A 20,569-nucleotide genomic window follows, 5' to 3' on the forward strand; every position below is an offset into this window, starting at 1 on the left:
CCCCGGCCGGGCTTTACCGGGCGTTGACCCGTGGTTAACAAGAGCGGCGATCCGCCCCGGGCCGCAGGTCGACTCGACCGCAGTTCGCCTCGGGGCAGTTCGCCTAGCCGCAGTTCGCCCTTGCGCAGTGCGCCTCGTGCCGCGGTGGCGTCGCGAGGGAGTGGCCGTGCGCCCGGAGCGCGGCGGCGAGAGGCCGCCGCCGCACTCCGGATCGAGCATCAGCCGGTGGCCAGCGCCCCGTCGGAGGAGAAGACCAGCCCGACGCTGGCGGCGCCCGTCTTCAGCGCGTTCTTGGTCTGCGGACCGCCCGCGTCGAGCGAGCTGAACGAGCCGGCCTTGAAGTCGTAGACCTCGACCAGCCCGGCCTGGCACTTCGGCCGCTGCGGGCACTCCGGCGGGCCGGCCAGCACGGTGGCCTGGCCGGAGCACTTCGCGGCCAGGTCGGACAGGGTGCTGACGCCGTACTTGTCGGCGAACGCCTTGGTGACCGCGAAGGCGTTCTGGTCCTGCGCGGCCGACGGGGCGCCGAAGGCGATGCCCACCTTGTCACCGGCCGCCTTCAGCGCGGTGACCGTCTTGTCCAGCTCCGGCGAGGAGACCGGCTGGGCGTTCGGCCCGTTGGCCTTGGTGTTGAGGAACTCGGCCATGGTCGCCGCGTACTCCGGGACGACCTGGATCTCGCCCTTCTCCAGCGCCGGCTCGTAGAGCTCGCGGCTGCCGATCTGCTGCACCCGGACCTGGTAGCCGGCGGCGGTCAGCGTGACCTTGTAGAGCTCGGCCAGGGTCTGGCTCTCGCTGAAGTTGCCGGCGCCGACCACGATCTGCCCGCCCGGGCCCTTGGCGATGCCGGCGGTGAGGTCGTTCGCGGTGGCGAACTCCTTGGCCGCCACCTCGGGCGTCTTGCGGTCGACGTCGACGGCCTTGTTGAGCTGGATCAGCTTCGGCGTGTCGAGCGCGGTGGAGACCTTGTCGAGCGCCGCCACCAGCTGCGGGGTGGCCACGTCGACGTTGACCGCCGGGATGACGTTGTCGGTGTTCTGGAGCTTCTTGTCGTCGTCGAGGACGACGAGCTGGTCGCCGGCGACGGGGGCGCAGCCGGCCCCGGTGGCGCCCTGCTGGGGCGCGTCGGTGCCGGAGGAGCCCGCGTCGCCGCATCCGGTCAGCAGCCCGGCCGCCGCGAGGGCGCCGGCCGCCTCCACCGCCAAGCGTGTACGTGCGCGCATGATGCCCGCCTTCCGTGTCCCGGCGCGACCCGTGTCGGGCCGGCCGCGTGTCCGACGGGCGACTGCTTCGTCGATCGCCCGCGTTTCCACCCAACATCTTCCGCGCGGGTCCGACAACTTCGAGCGATGTTCGTCACCGGATCGTCACCCCCGGGGCCGGCACGCCGACCATGCCCCGGCGGCCGGTTCGGAAGGCCCGCCGCTGGTCGGCGATGGGACCGGCGGATCAGCCACCGGCGACCGCGTCGGCCGCCCGCCGGCTCGCCCGGCGGCGGGCCGGGCGCAGCGGTCGCGGGGTCACCAGCCGCTCGACCACGGCCAGCACCAGCTCCACCAGCACCGCGAGGCCGGCCACCAGGACGCCTCCGGCCAGGATCTGCCCGCCGCCGGCGGCGATGTCGAGCCCGAACCCGGCGCGGATGATCTGGCCCAGCCCGCCGCCGTTGACGAACGAGGCCAGCGCCGCGGTGGCCACCACCTGCACCGCGGCCGTCCGGAACCCGGCCGCGAGGTAGGGCACGGCCAGTGGCAGCTCGACCCGGCGCAGCAACTGCCAGCCGGAGAAGCCCATGCCGCGCGCCGCGTCCCGGGCCTCCGGGTCGGCCTGCCGCACCCCGGTGTACGCGTTCGCCAGCAGCGGCGGCACCGCGAAGACGGCCAGCGCCACCACCACCGCGGGGCGGCCGAAGCCGAGGAAGGTCAGCGGCAGGATGGTCAGCAGGGCGAGCGTCGGCACGGCGAGTGTGAGGTTGGCCACCAGCACGACGAGGCCACCACCCCGGCCGGTGTGCCCCAGCCAGAGCCCGATCGGCCAGGCCACCAGGCAGCCCAGCGCCACGGCGGCGGCCGACATCGACAGGTGCTCGCCGAGCCGGTCCAGGATGCCGCCGGGGTTCGTCCAGTTCAGCGGGTCGTTGAGCCAGACCAGGGCCGCCTCGACCGGGTTCACCGTCGCCCCCTTCCACGGGCCGGGCTGCCGGGCCGGGCGGTCACGCGGCCCGCCCGCGTCGCAGCCAGGGGGTGAGCAGCCGGCCCACCCCGGCGAGCAACAGGTCCAGCACCAGGGCGAGCAGGACGCAGAGCAGCGTCCCGGTCATGATCTGCGCCTTGTAGAAGTTGTTCTGGAAGCCGGCGAAGATGAGCTGCCCGAGGCCGCCGCGACCGATCACCACGCCGACGGTGACCAGGGCCACCGTGGAGACCGTGGCCAGCCGCAGTCCGGTGAGGATGCCGGGCAGGGCCAGCGGCAGCTCGATCCGGAACAGCCGGCCCCACCGGCCGTAGCCCATCCCCTCGGCGGCCTCCCGGACCTCGGGCGGCACCTGGTTGAGCCCGGCGATCGCGTTGCGCACGATCACCAGCAGCGCGTACAGCACCACCACGCTGAGCACGGTGATCGCGCCGATGCCCAGATAGGGCGCGAGGAAGGCGAAGAGCGCCAGCGACGGGATGGTGTAGAGCACGCCGGTGAGTGCGAGAATCGGCCCGGCGAGCCGGCGGAACCAGTACGCGGCCACCGCCAGCGGCAGCGCGACCAGGGCGGCGATCAGCACCGCGCGGGCGGTCAGCGCGGCGTGCTCCCGCACCGCGGCGAGGATCGTGTCAGAGTTGTCCCGCACGTACTGCCAGGAGAACCACGGGTTACCCGGGTCGGCCCGGTAGCTCAGGCGGAAGGACATACGTGGACGTTACCCCGGAGAGCACCGGCGAGCCGCGCGCGGCGTCGATCACCCTGGAGGGCATCCGCAAGCGCTACCCGGACGGCACCGAGGCGGTCCGCGAGCTCAGCCTGGACATCAAGGCCGGTGAACTGGTGGTGCTGATCGGCCCGTCGGGCTGCGGCAAGTCCACCGTGCTACGGATGATCAACCGGCTGGTCGAGCCGACCGGCGGCCGGATCCTGCTCGGCGACGAGGACGTGACCCGGGCGGACCCGGTCCGGCTGCGCCGGCGGATCGGCTACGTCATCCAGAACGTCGGCCTCTTTCCACACCAGACGGTCAGCGCCAACGTCGCCACCGTGCCCCGGCTGCTCGGCTGGCCCCGGGAGCGCAGCCGCCGCCGGGTCGACGAGCTGCTGGAGCTGGTCGGGCTGGACCCGGCGCAGTTCGGCCGGCGCTATCCGCACGAGCTCTCCGGCGGGCAGCGGCAGCGGGTCGGGGTGGCCCGGGCGCTGGCCGCCGACCCGGTGGTGCTGCTGATGGACGAGCCGTTCTCGGCCGTCGACCCGATCGTGCGGAGCCGGTTGCAGGAGGAGTTCCTGCGGTTGCAGGCCGAGGTGCGCAAGACGATCGTGCTGGTCACCCACGACCTGGACGAGGCGGTCCGGCTCGGCGACCGGATCGCGGTGCTCTCCGAGGGCGGTCACCTGGAGCAGTACGACACCCCGGCGGCCCTGCTCGGCGCGCCCGCCACGCCGTTCGTCCGGGAGTTCGTCGGCGCCGATCGGGGCATCCGCCGGCTGGTGGTCACGCCGGTCACCCGGGAGATGCTGGCGCCGCTGGCCGACGCGCCCGCCGACCTGCCGGCGGTCCCGCTCGGCGGTCCGGCGTACGACGCGCTCGGGGTGATGCTCACCGCGGCGGCCGACCGGGTGCTGGTCACCGACGAGGGGCGGCCGGTCGGCGTGCTCAGCCGGGCCGACCTGCTCGACGCCGGCCGGTCCGACCGCTGAGACCTGCGCCCGGGCGCCGGACGGCGACTCTTGCCGACCGGCGGCGACGGCCACCCGGGCGGATGGCGGACGACCGCGCCCCGGCTCAGGCCCGTCCGCCCAGGCTGGCCGTGCCCACGATCCAGCCGGCGAGGAAGCCGTACGAGGCGCCGGTGCCGGCGGACTGGAGCGCGGCGAGCAGCGTCGGGTCCGGACCGAGGAACGCCGCGAGCAGCGACGCCAGGCCGCCGGCCAGGACGTACGCGGCCCAGCCGGAGAAGAACTGGCTGACCGAACCCTGCACCCGGGCCACCTGGGCGGCGGGCAGCAGGTAGAGGAAGGTCGCCGCGAGCACCACCAGCAGCACCGCGCGCAGGTTGCCGGCGAGCAGTCCACCGTCCTCGCCGGAGAGGCGCCAGGCGGGCCAGCCGAGCAGCCGCAGGAACCAGCCGCCGGCCGAGTTCGGGTCGGTGTGGTCCTGCGCCCAGCCCACGTACGCCGGACTGCCGCAGACCGCGACCAGGACGAGCGCGGCCAGCGCGCCGGTGCCCGCCGCGGTGCCGTAACGGCCGATGCGGCGCGGTCGGTTGGTGAGGGCCATCGGTGGGTCAGCTCCCGCCGGGCCACTCGGCGGGCGCCGGCGTCACTTCGGGTGCTTCATCAGGTAGTCGATGAAGGCGGCCCGCAGCAGCGGCTCCGCCTCGTCGTAGCCGTGGCCGGTCAGCTCGCGCCACAGCGCGTTGGCCTCGTCGATGATCGGCCCGATCGAGTTCGGCGCCCCGTCCAGCGCGGCGGCCTCGTCCGCGTTCGGCAGGTGTCGCAGCACCGACCAGAAGAACCCCACGTCCCGGCGGTCCCGGGCGACCTCGAACGCGCGCTCCCGCAACTCCTCAGTGGACAGCGCGTCGAGCGCAGCGAACGACGGGTCGGCCCCGGGGGTCGATGGTGTGTCGGTCATGCCGCCGAGCCTAACCGCCGAGATCAGCCGGGGCCTGGTGGACGCGGCAGGCCCGTTCGGCGGTCCTCACCGGCCGCCGTCGTCCCACCGGCGGGGTCCGGTGTCCCACTGCGGGGAGCTCCACGGGTCGGCCGGGCTCTCGGTGGTCTGCGTGGGCAGGGTGGGCGGCCAGGTGTCGGCGGGGTCCGACCGGGTCATCGTCCAGCCGGTGCTGATCCGGCCGTCCCCGCCCGGTGCCGGCTCCGCCGTGCTGCCCGCCGCCGGCCGCCCGTACGCCTCGACCAGCCGGGTGACCACCAGTCCGACGCCGAGCGCGGCCCCGCCGACCGCCCACCGGCTCACCGTCCAGCCGCGGGCCTGCGCGTAGGTGAGCACGAGGGTCACCAGGCAGACCGCCAGCAGGGTGCCGAAGACGCCGCCGCGCCGGCCGTACCCGCTGGTCCCGGCGAGCAGCGCGGCGCCAACCGCCAGCACCGTCCAGTCCAGCCCGGGTGTGGGCGCCACCGGCCCGCCGGCACCGGCGGCCATCAGCACCCCGGCGAGCATGGCCAGCACGGTGGAGCCGATCAGCGCCCCGGCGGCGACGAACGCGGCCACCGCGCCCCGGCGGCGGGCCGGATCGGCGACCGGACGGAACCGGCCGATCAGGCGGCGGACCGGTCGGGTCGCCCCGAGCAGGCCGCCGAGCACGGCCACCGCGGCGAACCCGGCGAAGAGCTGAGTCGCGCCGCTGCTCGGGTCGTACTCCCCCTGCACCAGCACCGGCGCCGAGCGTTGCTCGATGTACACGATCACCCCGGCCGCGCCGGCGAGGCTCGCCGCCCAGGCGGGCACGTGCAGCACCACCACGGCCAGCGCCAGCGCCAGCCCGCCGAGGGCGGCCACCGCGGCGGCCGGCGCCACGGCGTTCACCACGCCCCGGTCGCCCTGCTCGGCCACGTGCAGGGCGGCGGCCACCGCCACCGGGCCGATGGCCAGGTTGACCACGGAGGTACGCAGGCTCAGCCCGGCGGCCAGCGCCAGCAGGCCGAGGGTGACCGCGGCGACCAGCAGCGACCGCAGCCCGCTGCCGCGCAGCGTCGCGGGGCTCTCCCGCCACAGCAGGTAACCCACCACGCCCACGGCGATCAGCAGCAGCGCCTCCCAGAGCAGGTGCACGGCGATCCGGTCCCGGCCGGGCTCGCCGTGCGCGGGGTCGTCGAAGACGTTCTCCAGGACGGATGCCGGTACCCCGGACGAGGGCTCGAGCGACCCGTCGCGCCCCGGCTCGTCGTACCCCATCAACGCCTCCCACCCTGGCCGGTCGTCCAGGTCCGACGCGCGGGCGGACCGGGGCGGCCGTTGCTCTCCGGTCGCCAGGCACGGTACCTGCGCAGGGAGTCCCGCGTAACCCCTCGATCAGCGCGGGCCGGGGCGGGTGTCCCGGTCGCCGGGCTCGCGGTCCTCGTCGTCCTGTTGCTCGGGTACCCGGCAGGAGCGTTCCAGCCAGAGCGCGGCGGCGACCAGGGCGAGCGAGGCGAGCAGCCCCGCGCCGGCGGCCGGTCGGTCCTCGCCGGCCGCACGGGTGGTCTCCACGAAGAGCCAGCCGGTGAGCCCGGCGTAGCCGCCGGCGAAGATGGCGCCGGCCAGCGAGGACGCCTTGGCCAGCACCACGAATCGGGCGACCATCAGCGGGTTGACCGGGTCGCGGCCGGGGCGGCGCTCGATCCGCCCCCGGGTGTTGATCGCGGCGTACGCCTCCAGCACGGCGAGCCCGGCCAGGGTGACCACCGGCAACCAGGGCAGCCGGGGCAGGCCGCTGTAGTAGAGACCGCTGATCAGCAGCCAGGCCGCCGCCGCGGCGGCGAGGGCGGCCACCACCAGGGTGGAGATCCGGGTCGGACCCATCCGTGACCGGCCGGGCCTCGGCCCGCCGGGTGGTCGGGACTGCGCCCGGGTCATGCCGGCACTCCGCTTCGCTGCGTGCCGCCATCAGGCACCACCGCGCCGAGCTGATGATTCACTCGCTGGCGCTCGCTCATGCCCTCGACTCTATCGCCAGTTCCGGTCGGGGACGCAGATCCAGGGCGTCGGCGGCGGCCGGCCCGGTGGTGAGCAGGTCGGTCAGCCAGCCGTGGCCGGGCAGCCGGCCGTACGGCTGGATGTCGATCCACGGTCGCAGCACGAACGCCCGCAGGTGCGCCCGGGGGTGCGGCAGGGTGAGCTCGGGATCGTCGCTGAGCACCGGCTCGTCGTCGTCGGTCCAGACGGCGATGACGTCGACGTCGAGGGTGCGCGGGCCGAACCGGCGGTCCGGGTCGCGGGTGCGCCCGGCGGCCCGCTCGGCGGCACGGGCCCGCTCCAGCCAGTCCCGGGGGGTCGCCGCCGGGTCCGCGGCCAGCAGCACCGCGTTGAGGTACGCGGGCTGGTCGGTGTCGCCCCACGGCGGCGTCTCGTACACCCCGGACACCACCAGCACGCTGTCGCCGAGCGCGTGCACGGCCGAGCGCAGGTGGTCGAGCCGGTCACCGAGGTTGCTGCCCAGCGAGAGGACGGCCCGGGTCACCGGGCACGCGTCCGGGTCATGGTGACGGCCACGTCGCTGAAGGCGTGCGGCACCGGCGCCTCGGGCTTGTGCACGGTGACCGTCGCGGTGACCACCCGGGAATCGGCCAGGCAGACCGCCAGCAGCCGATCGGCGAGCGTCTCGATCAGGTTGACCGGCTCCCCGGTCACCACCGCGACCAGCCGCTCGGCCAGCTCGCCGTAGTGGACGGTGTCGGTCACCTCGTCGGAGCGGGCGGCGGGCGCCAGGTCCAACTCCAGGACCGCGTCGACGACGAAGTCCTGGCCCTGCTCGCGCTCGAAGTCGTACACCCCGTGCCGACCGTGCGCCCGCAGGCCGGTCAGCTCGATCCGGTCGGTCACCGGTCCCCTCCTCCGCTCGGCACCGGCCCGGTGGCGACGAGCCGGGGCCGGCCGGTGGCCTGCCAGACCGCCAGCGCGTCCACGGTGCCCCGCACGTCGTGCACCCGGACCCCCCAGGCGCCGGACGCCACCGCGAGCACGCTGGTGGCGATGGTGGCCGCCTCCCGGCCGTCGGTCGGCCGGGGGGTGCCGTCCGGACCGGCTAGCAGCCGGCCGAGGTACGACTTGCGGCTCGACCCGAACAGCAGCGGGAAGCCGAGTTCGAGCAGCTCGGTCAGGCGGGCGCTGAGTTCCCAGTTGTGGGTGGCGGTCTTGGCGAAGCCGAGCCCGGGGTCGATCACGATCCGGTCGGCGGCGACGCCGGCCCGCATCGCCTCGTCGACCCGCTGGCCCAGCTCGGCGCGGACGTCGGCGACCACGTCGGTGTAGCTGGCCAGCTCCCGCATCCCCCGGGAGTGGCCGCGCCAGTGCATCAGCACCCAGGGACAGCCGGCCTCCCGGACCACCCGGGCCATGTCCGGGTCGGCGAGACCGCCGGAGACGTCGTTGACCACCGCCGCGCCGGCCGCGAGCGCTGCCTCGGCCACCCGGGCCCGGCTGGTGTCGATGCTGGTCGGCACGCCCGCCGCGGCCAGTTCCCGGATCACCGGGAGGACCCGGGCCGCCTCGGTCTCCGCGTCCACCCGGTCGGCGCCGGGCCGGGTCGACTCGCCGCCGACGTCCACCAGGTGGGCGCCGTCGGCGCGCAGCCGCACGCCGTGTCCGACGGCGGCATCCAGGTCGGCGTACCGTCCGCCGTCGGAGAAGGAATCGGGCGTGACGTTGAGGACGCCCATCACCACCGGGGCCGGGCCCCGTACCAGATCGGTCACGGCTTGACGGTACCGGTCCACAAGATGGCCCGGGCAGGCCTGGGTCGGCCGTCCGTACGACACCCCTGACATGGGCATTGGAACAGGTGTACGATCGGTCGTCCGGGTCGGATCGGGCAGCCTCTTCGCGGCTTGTCGCAAAGGGGGGCGGCCCGTACGCTTTGGAATTGCCCAGCATCGAGATGGCGAAGCCTGGAGGGAGGGCCGAAGCGGGAAATATCCGGCCAAAGCTGACCACTCTCCGTGGTGAGCAACGAACGCAGGGTTCCGCACGCTGCGCACAGTGAGCACCGTTCCCGCCCAGGCACGTCTACTGCACCGCCGCGGCGCCGCCGGCCGCGACATGGGGAGGTACCAGTGATCGCCATCGAGCTGATGGAGACGGCGTCCTCGACCGCCGCCCACCTGCTCTCCACCCTGGCGTCGACTCCACTCGCCGAGCCGGCGCCGAAGGGCATCGACACCGAGGGTGTCGTCACCTTCTTCGCCAGCAAGATCGCGCCGATCCTGCTCGCCGTCCTGGGCGTCATCTTCATCGGCCGGGCCAGCCGCGGCGAGATCTCCAAGGTGCTGACCAGTTCCGCGATCGCCATCGTCGGTCTGGCGTTCATCGCCGGGGCGGCCACGCTGTTCTTCATCGGCGACTACCTGATCGACCTGATCTTCGAATAGGCGCGGGCTCGACATGCGGCTGCGCACCGACGACGACATCTACCGGGCTCGCCTGGTCTACCTCGGGCCGCCCGGCTACACCCTTCCGGTCCACCTCCCGTACGCCCAGTACGGGCTGTTCATGCTGCTCGTCCCCCTCTACATGTTCATCCACTGGTTGTTCACGCTGAAGGTGGAGCTCTTCCCGGCCTGGGAGATCGCGCTCGCCATCGTGACCACCTCGTTCGTCTTCCGGTACGTCGACCCGGACCGGCCGGCGCGGATGGTGATCCGCACCGCGCTGACCGACTGGCGGCGCACCCGGGAGCCGGCCACCGAGCAGCGCGATCCCCGCCTGGTCGGCAGCCGGATCAGGATCCGGGAGGAACTGGCATGACCGGGCAGTCGTACGACGCGGGTGAGGCGATCGCATGAGCCGCTCTTCCACGCCGGGTTCCCCGGCCGGGCGTCCGGCCGCTCCGCCCGGTAACCGTGCGCGATCGTTCGACTACACGGATGCCCCGGAGCCGGACGAGGCCGCCCTCGACCCGGCGCTGGTGCCCGCCCCGGGTCACGGCGGGGTGGGCGTCTTCCAGGCGCCCCGCCCGGTGCAGCGCCGGGCCGCCACCGAACCCGCCCCCGCACCGTCCACCAGCGACAGCGCCGACATCGACTCGCCCTTTTTGGACCTGTTCGGCGGCGCCCACCCGGGAGCGGCCCGCCCGGCCCCGCCACGCCGCGGCCCCGAGCGGGAACAGCCGACGATCCCGCAGCAGCCGGCCACCGCGCCGCTGCCCGCCCCACCCGAGGTCGCCCCACCCGCGCCCGTCGCGGAGCCCCCGGCGACGTACCAGCCGCCGACCCGGCCGGCCCGTCCCCGGGTGCCGCAGCAGCCCGGCGACCGGCTGCCCGTGGTACGCCCGCCCGCCCAGCCGGTGCCGGCCGACCCGGGTGGCGCTCGGGCCGCCGATGAGCTCGACCCGCCCGAGCCGCCCGACCGCCCGGCCCGCCGGGCGCCGAAGCAACTGCCGGAACGGCCCGCCGGCCGGGAGATTGCCCCGCCCCGACAGCGCTCCCCCGAACGGCGCAAGCAGCCGGCCAAGCCGGTCCGGGTCAAGCCGCCGAAAATCACGTTCGGCGACCGGGATCCGGCCGTGGAACTGGCCATCACCGAGATCGCCGGGCACCTCACCTTCACCCCGAACACCGTCACCGCCTGGTACTGGCTGCCCGAGGTGCGCTGGGCGTTCCGGCCGGACGCCGAGCGGGAGGCGCTGCTCTCGGCGATCTCCGAGCAGTACGCCGGCCTCGCCGGCTTCCGGCTGCACCTACGCCGCACCACCCGCCCCTTCCCGGCCGACGAGTGGGCCCGCACCATCGACGCGAACACCCCGGCGCCGCTGCCCGACGTACCGGGCACGCCGGGTTGGGGCGACCACCTGGTGGCCGCGCAGCGGCACCTGCTCTCGGTCAACCACGCCGAGGGCCAGACCTATCTCGGGGTCACCTTCGCCCGGCGGTCGCTCGGCGACTCGCTCACCGAGCGGCTGCTGCGCACCTTCGGCCGGGGGGTCGCCGAGGGCGAACGCCGCCGGCTGGGCCGGACCGTCGAGCAGTTCGACGAGGTGCTCGGCGCGTTCGGCATGCGCGGGCGGCGGGTCACCCCGCAGGAGCTGGAGTGGCTGCTGTACCGCTCGGTGGCGCTCTGCATGGCGCCCCCCGGCGCGCTCTCCCCGGTCACCGACGGCCGGTGGGAACGCGGCGACCTGCTGGCCCTGACCGAGCAGGTGGAGCGCTACCGCACGCCGTACGGCTCGACGGTCAAGCTGGTCAACCGGGTCACCGGCGAGGAACGGCACGTCGCGGTGCTGGCGGTGGGCCGGATGGAACCGCTGGAGATCCCGGAGCGGCACGAGCCCTGGCTGCACTTCCACGAGCGGCTGCCCTGGCCGATGGAGTTGTCCACCCGGGTCGACATCCTCGGTCCCGGCGACTCCTTCCGCAACCTCGAACACCGGCTGCGGATGATCCGCTCGCAGCAGCTCGACTACGCCGAGCACGGCATCGACGCCCCGCCCGAGCTGGAGCGGTTGGCCAAGCGGGCGCTGGTGATCGGCGACGAGATGACCACCGGGCTGCCGGTCGACTCGGCCCGCGCGCACGGCTGGCACCGCATCGCGGTCGGTGGCCGTACCCGGGAGGAGTGCCTGGAGCGGGCCCGGCGGCTGGTCCAGCTCTACTCCCGCGAGCTGCGCATCTCGCTCCAGCACCCGAAGAACCAGGACTGGCTGGCCCGCGAGTTCATCCCCGGCGAGCCGATCGCCAACACCGGCTACGTCCGGCGGATGCCGGTCAACCTGCTCGCCGCCGCGCTGCCCCAGGCCGCGTCGACCGTCGGCGACCGGCGCGGCGACCTGATCGGCCGGACAGCCGGCACCTGCCGCCGCCCGGTCTTCCTCGACCTGCACTACCCGATGGAGGTCCGCGAGCGCTCCGGGCTCGCCGTCTTCGTGGCCGAACCGGGCGGCGGCAAGTCCACCCTGCTCGGCGCGCTCGGCTACCTGGCCGCCCGGCGCGGCGTGCAGGTGACCCTGCTCGACCCGTCCGGCCCGCTGGCCCGGCTCTGCGCGATGCCGGAGCTGCGCCCGTACTCGCGGGTGCTCAACCTGACCGGCTCGGAGCACGGCACCCTGGCGCCGTACTCGCTCATCCCCACCCCGCTGCGCAGCGAGTTCGGCGCCGGCGCGGCCGGTGACCGGGAGTTCGAGATCGCCGTCTCCAACGCCCGCGCCGAGCGACGGATGCTGGTGCAGGACATCTGCATGATGCTGGTGCCGCCGCAGGTGGCCCGCGAGGCGTCGACCGCCACCCTGTTCCGGCACGCCGTACGCCAGGTGCCGGCGGAGGAGACCTCCACCCTGGACGACGTGGTCACCACGCTCAGCCAGCTGGACGACGACGCCGGCAAGGAACTGGCCAACCTGCTGCTCGACACCGCCGAGATGCCGCTGGCCATGCTCTTCTTCGGTAAGCCACCGGAAGGGCTGCTCGGCGCAGACGCGGCGCTCACCGTGATCACCATGGCCGGCCTCCGGCTGCCCGACCTCAAGATCGAGCGGGAGTACTGGTCGGCCGAGGAGGCGCTCGCCCTGCCGATGCTGCACACCGCGCACCGGCTGGCCGTCCGTCGCTGCTACGGCGGGTCGATGTCGTCGCGCAAGCTGGTCGGCCTCGACGAGGCGCACTTCATGGAGGGCTGGCGCTCCGGGCGCTCGTTCCTGGTCCGGCTCGCCCGGGACTCCCGCAAGTGGAACCTCGCCGCCCTGGTGGCCTCGCAGAACCCGCGCGACATCCTCGGCCTCGACGTGCAGAACCTCGTCTCCACCGTGTTCGTCGGCCGAATCGCCGAGGACACCGAGATCGCCTCCGAGGCGCTGCGCCTGCTCCGGGTGCCGGTCAACGACGGCTACGAGGCCACCCTCGCCTCGCTTTCCACGGCGGACGCCACCTCGGCCAGCCGGCTCGGCTTCCGGGAGTTCGTGATGCGCGACGTCGACGGGCGGGTGCAGAAGGTCCGGGTCGACGTCTCGTACGTCCAGGGCCTGCTGGACCACCTCGACACCACACCCGCGGCGATCGCCGCCGCGACCGGCGTACTGCCGACCGTGCCCGATCTGGAGGCGTGACATGGCGAGGGCCCGGGCGCTTCTCCTCGCACTCGGCATCCTCGCCGGGGCCACCATCGGCTGGCCGGCGGTCGGGGCGACACCGGCGGCGGCGGCCCCGGCCGTCACCGCCCAAGCCGCGGCTGACCTGTGCACCACACCGGAGTGGCAGGCCGACTTCCGCGCCTGCGTCGCCAAGCTGAAGGATGTTTCCGCAGCGCGGGCCGACTGCCTCGAGGCTCCGACGCCGGGCACTCCTGACGCAGGGCTCGCCGGCTGGTTCGCCAGCGCACCTCCAGAGAAGACAGCTGGGGGGGTGACCGGCCGATACAGCCTGTATGGATACGCCGGCTACAGCTACACCACATACGACGTCGGATGTGCCGCGCCAGTCCTGCATCCCGACTACAAGTTCACCACGACCATCGCGAACGGCGAATTCATGATCGCCACAGCCGTGATCGGTGCTTCCAACGCCCTCCGGGAACGGGCGTGGGATCCGCGGTCGATGTGGGGCTGGGCCGACCCGCTGGTGGAGAAGGCCACGAAGGCCGTCTACCAGAAGGTGTTCAGCGTCTTCGGCATCGTCACCCTGTGTGTGGTCGGGCTCTACCTGCTCTGGCGCTCTCGCCAGTCGGACATGAGCAACGCGATGACCACGGCCGGCTGGGCGCTGCTGGTGATGGTGGCGGTCACCGCCCTGGCCGCCTGGCCGGTCAAGTCGGCGAATGTCGCCGACGGCACCCTGATCACGACCCTCGGCGTGGTTCACGACGCGGTGGGTCCGCAGGCCAGGGATGTGGCACCGGGCCGGTGCATAGATCCGAATCCAGATCGGTGTAAGGACCATCGCCCGCCCGCCGTCCGGGCCAGCGACACTGCCACCGAATCCATGCTTTATCGGAACTGGCTGCGCGGGGTGTTGGGTTCCGCCGACAGCGAGACCGCCAAGAAGTACGGCCCGGCGCTGTATGACGCCCGGTCATTGACCTGGGGCGAGGCGCAGTCCATTCGGGCCAATCCAGCGACTCGTCAGGCAACCATCGCCGCAAAACAGCAGCAATGGATGAAGGTGGCTGAGCAGATCCGGGAGGAGGACCCGGAGGCGTACGAGTACCTCCAGGGTGTGCGGGACATGGACCGGGTCGGCGCCGGCTTCATCGCCGTCCTCGCCTCGCTGCTGTTCGCGATGTTCGACCTGACCGCGTCGGTGCTGGTCCTGCTCGGCTTCCTGATCTTCCGGTGGGCGGTGATCGCGGCACCGATCCTGGGCACGGTCGGCCTGTTGAGGCCGGCCAGCGCGGGGCTGCGCCGGCTGGCGAACGCGGTGGTCGCCGCGGTCTTCAACATCGCCATCTTCGGCACCGGGGCGGCCATCTACCTCTTCGCGGTCGACCTGATCATGAGCACCACCACCCTGCCCGGTTGGCTCCAGGTGGTGCTGGTCTGGCTCTGCGGTGTGGTCGGCTGGCTGCTGCTCCGCCCGTACCGGCGGATCACCCAGCTCGGCGGCAAGGACAGCAGCGAGGCGGTCAGCTCGGCCGGCTCCTGGCACCGGCGCTTCTTCCGGGACATGCGGACCGCCGCCCGACTGGACGTGTCGGAGCCCGGTGGCACCGCCGAGCCGACGATGAGCCGACGCCGTCCCGTCGTCGCCGAACAGACCCGCCTGCGGCCCGAGGCACGGCACGAGGATCCGGCGCACGCGGCCGGCGGTGGTGGCAGCGGTGGCGGTGCCGGTGGTGACCGGCAACGTCCGGACGGCCGGGACCCGGCGGGCGGGGCGACCGCCCCGGAGGAGCGGGGCAGCGGCCGGCCCGCGCCCCGACCCCGCCGGGCGGCGACCTGGACCGAGCCGGACGTGCCGGAGGAGAGCCCGTCCTACGTCATCTACCGTCCGGGGACGACCGACCGCACGCCCGATCGACCCGCGCCGCGGATCCGCTCTGAGGCCCGGTGAGTGCGGTGCGGCGGGCGCTGGAGTTCCTGGTCACCCGGGCACTGCGGTCCCGGCTGGGGATCGCGCTCGTGATCGCGGTGGTGGTGTTCGGCATCATCGGCGCCGCCCGGTTGGTCGCCGGCCCCGGCGATGCGACGACCCTGAGCAACCGGCCGAGCCAGCCGATCACGACCGTCGAGCCGGACGAGGGCGACGACGGAGCGATCGCCACCGGTCCACCGGCCTCCCCGGTGACCCGTCCTGGGGCCCGCACGCCGGAGCAGACGGCCGACCGGTTCGTCACCGCCTGGCTGGGCAGGCCGGGTCTGACCACCGACCAGTGGCACCAGGGTCTGCGACCACTCTCCACCCCGGCGCTGACCGAGAAGCTCGCCGGTGCCGAGCCGGCGGGTGTGCCGGCCGAGCAGGTGACCGGTGCGGTCAGCCTCCGGCCGCGCACCGCGACCTTCGTCGAGGCCCTGGTGCCGATGGACACCGGACAGCTCCGGCTGGAACTGGTGGCCCCGGACGGGGAGTGGCTGGTCGACGCGGTGGACTGGGAGCAGGCATGAGCGAGCGAATCATCAGGCTTGGCGGCACGGAGCGCAGCGGAGTGCCGACATGAGCGACGAGACCCGACCGCCCCGGCGACGGCTCCGGATCGGCACCCTGGCCGCCTTCCTCACCGGCGTCCTGGCGCTGCTCTGCTGCACCGGCGGATCCGCCGCCTTCTTCCTCACCGAACTCGGCGGTGACGCCGGCGAACGGCTGACCCTCGCCGGCCAGGAGTGCACGGGCGACTTCCCGGTCAACGCGACCGGCAAGATGCCTCGCATGTCCGAGTACGGCGAGAGCCAGCTCCGCAACGCCGCGCGGATCGTCAAGGTCGGGCAGGAGATGAAGGTGCCGCCGCGGGGCTGGGTGATCGCGGTGGCGACCGCGATGCAGGAGTCCGGCCTGCGGAACCTGGCCAACCGGACGGTCGCCCAGTCGCGCGACCTGCCGAACGAGGGGGTCGGCGCCGACCACGACTCGGTCGGCCTGTTCCAGCAGCGGGCCAACTGGGGCAGCGTCGCGCAGCGGATGACCCCCGAGTACGCCGCCCGCAAGTTCTACGAGAAGCTGCTGAAGGTGCCCGGCTGGCAGCGGATGCCGCTGACCACGGCGGCGCAGAAGGTGCAGATCAGCGCGTTTCCGGACGCGTACGCCAAGCACGAGGCGCTGGCCGCCCGGATCGTGGACGCGCTGGCCGGCGGCGCGGCCCGGACGGCGGAGATCGGCGGCCAGCAGGTTTGCGACGCCGCCTCCGGCGCGGAGATTGCCGCCTCCGGATGGACGGCCCCGATCCCGGGTGGGGTCGGCTCCGGCTTCCGCACGGCGAGCCGGCCTGGCCACAACGGGGTCGACATCGCCGCCCGCAAGGGGACGCCGATCCACGTCGCGGCCAGTGGCCGGGTGCTGGTGTCGCGCTGCGACCCGGACAACGGCGGCCGGCTCAGCTGCGACGTGGACGGCTGGCCGGGCAAGGGCGGCTGCGGTTGGTTCGTCGACGTCCTGCACGCCGGGGGCCTGGTCACCCGGTACTGCCACATGGTCTCCAAGCCTCGGGTGCGGGTCGGCCAGACGGTGCAGGCCGGTGAGGTGATCGGGGAGGTGGGCAGCAGCGGCAACTCCTCCGGACCGCACCTGCACTTCGAGGTGCACACCGACGGCGACCGGAGCAGCCGGAGCGCGATCGACCCGGTGCCGTTCATGCGCTCCCGGGGCGCACCCCTCAAGCACCAGGGATGAGACGCTCGGTGTCATGAAGGACCCACTGCCCGACCCGTTCGCGGACCAGCCGGACTGGGCGCCGGCACCGCCGCGTCCGGTCGAGATGGTGCCGGCCACCAGCCGGGTCGAGCTCCGTGGCCGGCGCGTGCTGGTCGGCCTGCCCGGGCTGGGCTGGCGTGCCGACCTGCGCGCCGACGAACGCGTGGTGCAGGGCAGCCGGACGTACGTCCCGGTCATCCCCGAGCACGAGTGGTACCGCGCGGAGGCCGACCAGGTGGAGGTCTTCGCCCCACTGATGCCGGTGGAGCGGGTCTGGGTGGAGACCGTGGGCACCCGGCCGGCGGCCGGGCTGCACGAGGGCGGGATCCGGCTCGTCTCCCTGGACGCCCCGACGCACCGCCCGCCGACCCCGGTCGTCGAGGCGGACTCGGTCACCGGCCGCCGGGTTGTGCACGTGGTCGGCGGCGTGGAGCACCGCGACCTGCGGGCGGTCACCGAAACCTACTCCGGTGCCGACGGCGACATCTGCGTCCGGGTGACCTCGGAGGTGGAGTGGTACCGCTGGGCCTGGCGCGGCCAGTCACCGACCACCTTGGAGGTCCCGGTCCACCTGCTCTGGATCGAGTGACGTCAGCTGACCGGCGCGCCGGCGCAAACCCGCCAGCCGTTCCGATCCTCCACCTCAAACTGCCATGCGTCGGTCAAGCTCTGCTGCACGCCGTCTACTGTGGCGCTGCGACGGATCGTCGCCGTGACACGCGCATGTGTTGGGCCGCTCGTTGAAACCACGACGTTCTCGATGTTGACCGACAAGCCGACGTCCAGCTCCTGTTCACGCCGCTCCATCTCGGCCCGGAAACCATCGACCGAGGGTAGCGATCCGTCGCAGGTAAAAAGCGCGGCCCGGCTCTGGTCACGCGATACCAGCGTGGCCTGCAAGTAGCTCACCACCGCCACGTCCGGTGCGCTCCGGTCGGGGGTTGCCGCCCGGTTGTACAGCACGATCCCCGCCACCACCGCAGCGACGCAGAGCACCGCGAGCACCCCCGCGACCACGATGAGCACCGTGCGCAGCCGCCGCCGCGGACGCTCCGGCGCCGGGGTGGCCGGGGGCGGCGTCAGCTGGTCGGGGGGCGTCCGCTGCGCCGGTACGCGGGAGACCTGGGAACCGGCGGGGGGCTGCACTGATTCCACTCCCTGAGGCTAGCCGCTGGGCGCTGCGGACCCAATGCCCCAGATCCAGCGGATCGTGACGGACCCCTCCCCACCGGTGAGATCCACGACAACACCGGCGCAGCGCCGCCGCGCATCCGCAAGGAGCGGCTCCACCTGGGATACCGTCACTGGCGGGGTTGCCAACCTCGGGCAGAGGGGGTGGACGGGTGGCCGGTCCGAAGGCACGCACCAACCGCGCCGCCGCCCTGCACCGGCGGGCCGCCGCCACCGCGACCGCTGCCGCCGTCGTCCTCGACGAGACCCGGCCGGCTCCCGCCGACCAGCGCCGCCAGTACGAGCTGGCCGAGCGGCTGCGGGCGGCGGCGGCGGTGCTGGCTCCCGGTTGGGCCGGCGCTCCACTGGAGACGCTCACGCCGACCGCGCCGGCCGGCGAGGGCCCGCCGCCGTTCGTCCGGGTCGGCACCGCGGCGCCCCTGGACGACGCCCGCTTCCCCGCGCTGGTGCCGCTGCTCGGCACCGGTCATCTCACGGTGGACGCCGACGCGTACGAGCCCCGGGTGGCCGGGCTGCTCCGGGCCGTACTGCTGCGGCTGCTGGCGGCGACCCCGGCCGGTGCGCTGCTGGTCCGCGTGGTGGACGCGGCGGGTGGCACGCTGACGCCCTTCGCGGCGCTCGCCGACGCCGGCCTGCTGCCGCCGCCGGTGGCGGACGTGGCCGGGCTGCGTGCGGTGCTGAACGAGGCCGAGCAGTGGGTGGCACCGGGCGCGAGCGGTCGCCGCCGGCACGACCGGACGCTGCTGCTGGTGATCGCCGCGCTGCCCGAGTCGACCGGTCCGACCGACCTGGGCCGGATCGCGGCGCTGGCCGAGCAGGGCCCGTCGGCCGGGCTGCACCTGCTGGTCGCCGGTTGGCCCCGGCTCGGCCGCGATCCCCTGCCGCTGGCCACCCCGCTGGCGATGCGTACCGCGTACGCGCTGCTCGGTGACCCGCCGGGGACCTCGTTCGCCGGTCCCGGGGCGGAGCCGCCGGGCGGGTTGAACTCGCCGGTCTTCGTCGAGGCGGACCCGCCCGCCGACCTGGTCGACGCGGTCTGTCGGCGGCTCGCCGAGCAGGTGGAGGCGGGCTCCCGGCTGGCCCTGGGCGACCTGCTGCCCGACGTGGACGCCGAGGTGTGGACGGCCGGTTCGGCCGACGGGCTCAGCACCACCGTGGGCGACGCGGGTGGCCGGCCGGTCTCCCTCGGCTTCACCGAGCTGACTCCGCACTGGCTGGTCAGCGGCCGGTCCGGGACGGGCCGCTCCACCTTCCTCACCACCGCGCTGCTCGGCCTGACCGCCCGGTACGGCCCGGACGAGCTGGTGCTGCACCTGGTGGACCTCGGCGACGGCGAGTCCTTCGTGGAGTTCCTGCAGACCGAGCGGGACCGGTCCTGGATCCCACAGGTCCGTACCGCCGCGCTGGCCGCCGACCGGGAGTACGTGCTGGACCTGCTCGACCAGTTGACCGCGGAGCTGCACCGCCGCGAGGAGGCCGGGCACCGGGCGGGCGGCCAGCGCTACGCCGAGCTGCGGCAGCACCAACCGCTGCCCAGGATCGTCTGCGTGCTGGATAATCTCCCGCTGCTCTTCGCCGAGCGGGACCGCTTGACGGCAGACGCCGCCGCCCGGCTGGAGACGCTGGCCCGGGGCGGCCGGTCGTACGGCATCCACCTGGTCCTCGCCGGCGAGGGCGACCTCGGGCTGGGCTCCCGCGCCGACGGCGGGCACCGCGACTCGATGCTCGGTCAGTTCCCGGTGCGGGTGGCACTGCCCGGCGGTGGCGCCGTGCTGGAACCGACCAACGACTCGGCGGCAGGGCTGCCGGCGGGCAGTGCGGTGGTGAACACCGCCGGTGGGCTGGGCGGCCCGCGGGGCGCGATCCGGGGGCACGAGCGCATGGTCCGCTTCCCCGATCCGCAGGACGACCCGGAGACGGTGGAGCAGCTGCGCCACCGGCTCTGGTCGGCCCGGCCCGAGGGGTCGGGGCCGCCGGTGGTCTTCGCCGGCTACGCCCGCCCCCGGCTGCGTAACGATCCCCGGCACCGCGCGGCGCTGGCCGGGCGGGCGCACGGCCCCGCAGCCCTGCTCGGCCGGGCGGTGGCCGTCGCCCGTACCACGGTGGCTGTGCCGCTCGGGCCGGCGGCGGGCCGCAACCTGGCAGTTCTCGGGCCGGGGCCGGAGGCGGCCGCGCTGCTGGCCACCGCGGCCCGCAGCACCGCCGCGCACCATCCGCCGGGTGCCGCGCGGTTCGTGCTGGCGACTGACGACCGGACCCCCGCCATCGACGCGCTCGCCGCCGAGCTGGCCGCCCGGCATCCGGTCGAGCGGGTCGACCTGCCCGGCCTGCTCGCCGTCGCGGACGCCGGTGAGCCGGCCTACCTGGTGGTCTTCGGGGTGGACGCCGGGTCGCGACTGCCCGCTGCCCGGCTCCGGACCCTGCTGCGGGAGGGCCCGCCGGCGGGCCTGCACGTGCTCGGCTGGTGGCGCACCGTGCCACCGTTCGCGGCCCTGCTGGAGCCGGCGGACGGCGAGGTGGACAAGCTCGCCGCGGTCGCCGCGGTGGACGTGCCCGGTGCTCAACTGGCGGCGGTCTTCGGTCGCCCGGTCGACTGGCGGCCCCGGCCGGGTCGGGCGGTGCTCTGGGACGGGCCGGGTGAGCGGGGCACCGTGCTGGTCCCGTTCGCCCCGGAGGGAGTGGCATGAGCGAGCGATTC

20 protein-coding genes are annotated in these 20,569 nt (G+C 74.2%); 9 read left to right on the forward strand and 11 right to left on the reverse strand.

Annotated elements, in window-relative coordinates; all coding sequences use genetic code 11:
• Window positions 1-218: 218 nt before the first annotated feature.
• The 3 genes from GA0070609_RS27085 to GA0070609_RS27095 form a co-directional block, all read right to left on the reverse strand.
• Window positions 219-1,223: a glycine betaine ABC transporter substrate-binding protein gene (locus tag GA0070609_RS27085; RefSeq protein ID WP_088996405.1), complete on the reverse strand. Its 1,005-nt coding sequence runs from the start codon at window positions 1,221-1,223 to the stop codon at window positions 219-221.
• A 226-nt stretch (window positions 1,224-1,449) separates the two neighbouring features.
• On the reverse strand, window positions 1,450-2,172 hold the full coding sequence (locus GA0070609_RS27090; protein ID WP_088996406.1) for an ABC transporter permease: 723 nt from the start codon (window positions 2,170-2,172) through the stop codon (window positions 1,450-1,452).
• 40 nt (window positions 2,173-2,212) lie between these two features.
• Window positions 2,213-2,902, reverse strand: a complete 690-nt coding sequence (locus tag GA0070609_RS27095) for an ABC transporter permease (RefSeq protein ID WP_088996407.1) — start codon at window positions 2,900-2,902, stop codon at window positions 2,213-2,215.
• 2 nt (window positions 2,903-2,904) lie between these two features.
• Between GA0070609_RS27095 and GA0070609_RS27100 the strand changes: the two genes are divergently transcribed.
• Entirely contained in the window at window positions 2,905-3,897 is a 993-nt protein-coding gene (locus GA0070609_RS27100; protein WP_088996408.1) for an ABC transporter ATP-binding protein, read from the forward strand.
• Between the two features lie 85 nt (window positions 3,898-3,982).
• Here GA0070609_RS27100 and GA0070609_RS27105 read toward each other — a convergent pair whose 3' ends face one another.
• The 7 genes from GA0070609_RS27105 to folP form a co-directional block, all read right to left on the reverse strand.
• Complete coding sequence (locus GA0070609_RS27105; RefSeq protein ID WP_088996409.1) at window positions 3,983-4,477, reverse strand: hypothetical protein; 495 nt, start codon at window positions 4,475-4,477, stop codon at window positions 3,983-3,985.
• Between the two features lie 42 nt (window positions 4,478-4,519).
• Window positions 4,520-4,834: a hypothetical protein gene (locus GA0070609_RS27110; protein WP_088996410.1), complete on the reverse strand. Its 315-nt coding sequence runs from the start codon at window positions 4,832-4,834 to the stop codon at window positions 4,520-4,522.
• Between the two features lie 66 nt (window positions 4,835-4,900).
• Complete coding sequence (locus tag GA0070609_RS27115; protein WP_088996411.1) at window positions 4,901-6,115, reverse strand: ABC transporter permease; 1,215 nt, start codon at window positions 6,113-6,115, stop codon at window positions 4,901-4,903.
• Between the two features lie 117 nt (window positions 6,116-6,232).
• Window positions 6,233-6,775: a DUF3180 domain-containing protein gene (locus GA0070609_RS27120; protein ID WP_088996412.1), complete on the reverse strand. Its 543-nt coding sequence runs from the start codon at window positions 6,773-6,775 to the stop codon at window positions 6,233-6,235.
• A gap of 76 nt (window positions 6,776-6,851) precedes the next feature.
• Window positions 6,852-7,379, reverse strand: coding sequence for a 2-amino-4-hydroxy-6-hydroxymethyldihydropteridine diphosphokinase (folK, locus tag GA0070609_RS27125; protein WP_088996413.1), 528 nt, complete (start codon window positions 7,377-7,379; stop codon window positions 6,852-6,854).
• Window positions 7,376-7,741 (reverse strand): dihydroneopterin aldolase, encoded by a 366-nt coding sequence (folB, locus tag GA0070609_RS27130; protein WP_088996414.1) that lies wholly within the window; start codon window positions 7,739-7,741, stop codon window positions 7,376-7,378. Before folB ends, folK begins: the two co-directional genes overlap by 4 nt.
• Window positions 7,738-8,613, reverse strand: a complete 876-nt coding sequence (folP, locus tag GA0070609_RS27135) for a dihydropteroate synthase (RefSeq protein WP_088996415.1) — start codon at window positions 8,611-8,613, stop codon at window positions 7,738-7,740. Before folP ends, folB begins: the two co-directional genes overlap by 4 nt.
• 357 nt (window positions 8,614-8,970) lie before the next feature.
• On the opposite strand from folP, the gene GA0070609_RS27140 reads away from it, so the two are divergent.
• From GA0070609_RS27140 to GA0070609_RS27170, 7 genes are read left to right on the forward strand one after another with little or no spacing between them, the layout of a single operon-like run.
• Window positions 8,971-9,285: a hypothetical protein gene (locus tag GA0070609_RS27140; RefSeq protein WP_088996416.1), complete on the forward strand. Its 315-nt coding sequence runs from the start codon at window positions 8,971-8,973 to the stop codon at window positions 9,283-9,285.
• A gap of 13 nt (window positions 9,286-9,298) precedes the next feature.
• Entirely contained in the window at window positions 9,299-9,661 is a 363-nt protein-coding gene (locus GA0070609_RS27145; RefSeq protein WP_088996417.1) for a hypothetical protein, read from the forward strand.
• A gap of 34 nt (window positions 9,662-9,695) precedes the next feature.
• Window positions 9,696-12,950, forward strand: a complete 3,255-nt coding sequence (locus tag GA0070609_RS27150) for an ATP-binding protein (protein WP_088996418.1) — start codon at window positions 9,696-9,698, stop codon at window positions 12,948-12,950.
• 1 nt (window position 12,951) lies between these two features.
• Complete coding sequence (locus GA0070609_RS27155) at window positions 12,952-14,889, forward strand: MraY family glycosyltransferase (protein ID WP_088996419.1); 1,938 nt, start codon at window positions 12,952-12,954, stop codon at window positions 14,887-14,889.
• Window positions 14,886-15,440, forward strand: coding sequence for a hypothetical protein (locus GA0070609_RS27160; protein ID WP_088996420.1), 555 nt, complete (start codon window positions 14,886-14,888; stop codon window positions 15,438-15,440). The genes GA0070609_RS27155 and GA0070609_RS27160 overlap by 4 nt, the downstream gene beginning before the upstream one ends.
• A gap of 49 nt (window positions 15,441-15,489) precedes the next feature.
• Window positions 15,490-16,659: a M23 family metallopeptidase gene (locus tag GA0070609_RS27165; RefSeq protein ID WP_088996421.1), complete on the forward strand. Its 1,170-nt coding sequence runs from the start codon at window positions 15,490-15,492 to the stop codon at window positions 16,657-16,659.
• 13 nt (window positions 16,660-16,672) lie between these two features.
• On the forward strand, window positions 16,673-17,269 hold the full coding sequence (locus GA0070609_RS27170) for a hypothetical protein (RefSeq protein WP_088996422.1): 597 nt from the start codon (window positions 16,673-16,675) through the stop codon (window positions 17,267-17,269).
• Between the two features lie 2 nt (window positions 17,270-17,271).
• On the opposite strand, the gene GA0070609_RS27175 is transcribed toward GA0070609_RS27170, so the two are convergent.
• Window positions 17,272-17,835: a hypothetical protein gene (locus GA0070609_RS27175; RefSeq protein ID WP_231928428.1), complete on the reverse strand. Its 564-nt coding sequence runs from the start codon at window positions 17,833-17,835 to the stop codon at window positions 17,272-17,274.
• 188 nt (window positions 17,836-18,023) lie between these two features.
• Between GA0070609_RS27175 and GA0070609_RS27180 the strand changes: the two genes are divergently transcribed.
• A complete protein-coding gene (locus GA0070609_RS27180) occupies window positions 18,024-20,558 on the forward strand; it encodes an FtsK/SpoIIIE domain-containing protein (protein ID WP_088996424.1) in 2,535 nt (844 codons plus the stop codon).
• Window positions 20,559-20,569 lie beyond the last annotated feature (11 nt).

The organism is Micromonospora echinaurantiaca (assembly GCF_900090235.1).
Classification (GTDB): Bacteria; Actinomycetota; Actinomycetes; order Mycobacteriales; family Micromonosporaceae; genus Micromonospora; species Micromonospora echinaurantiaca.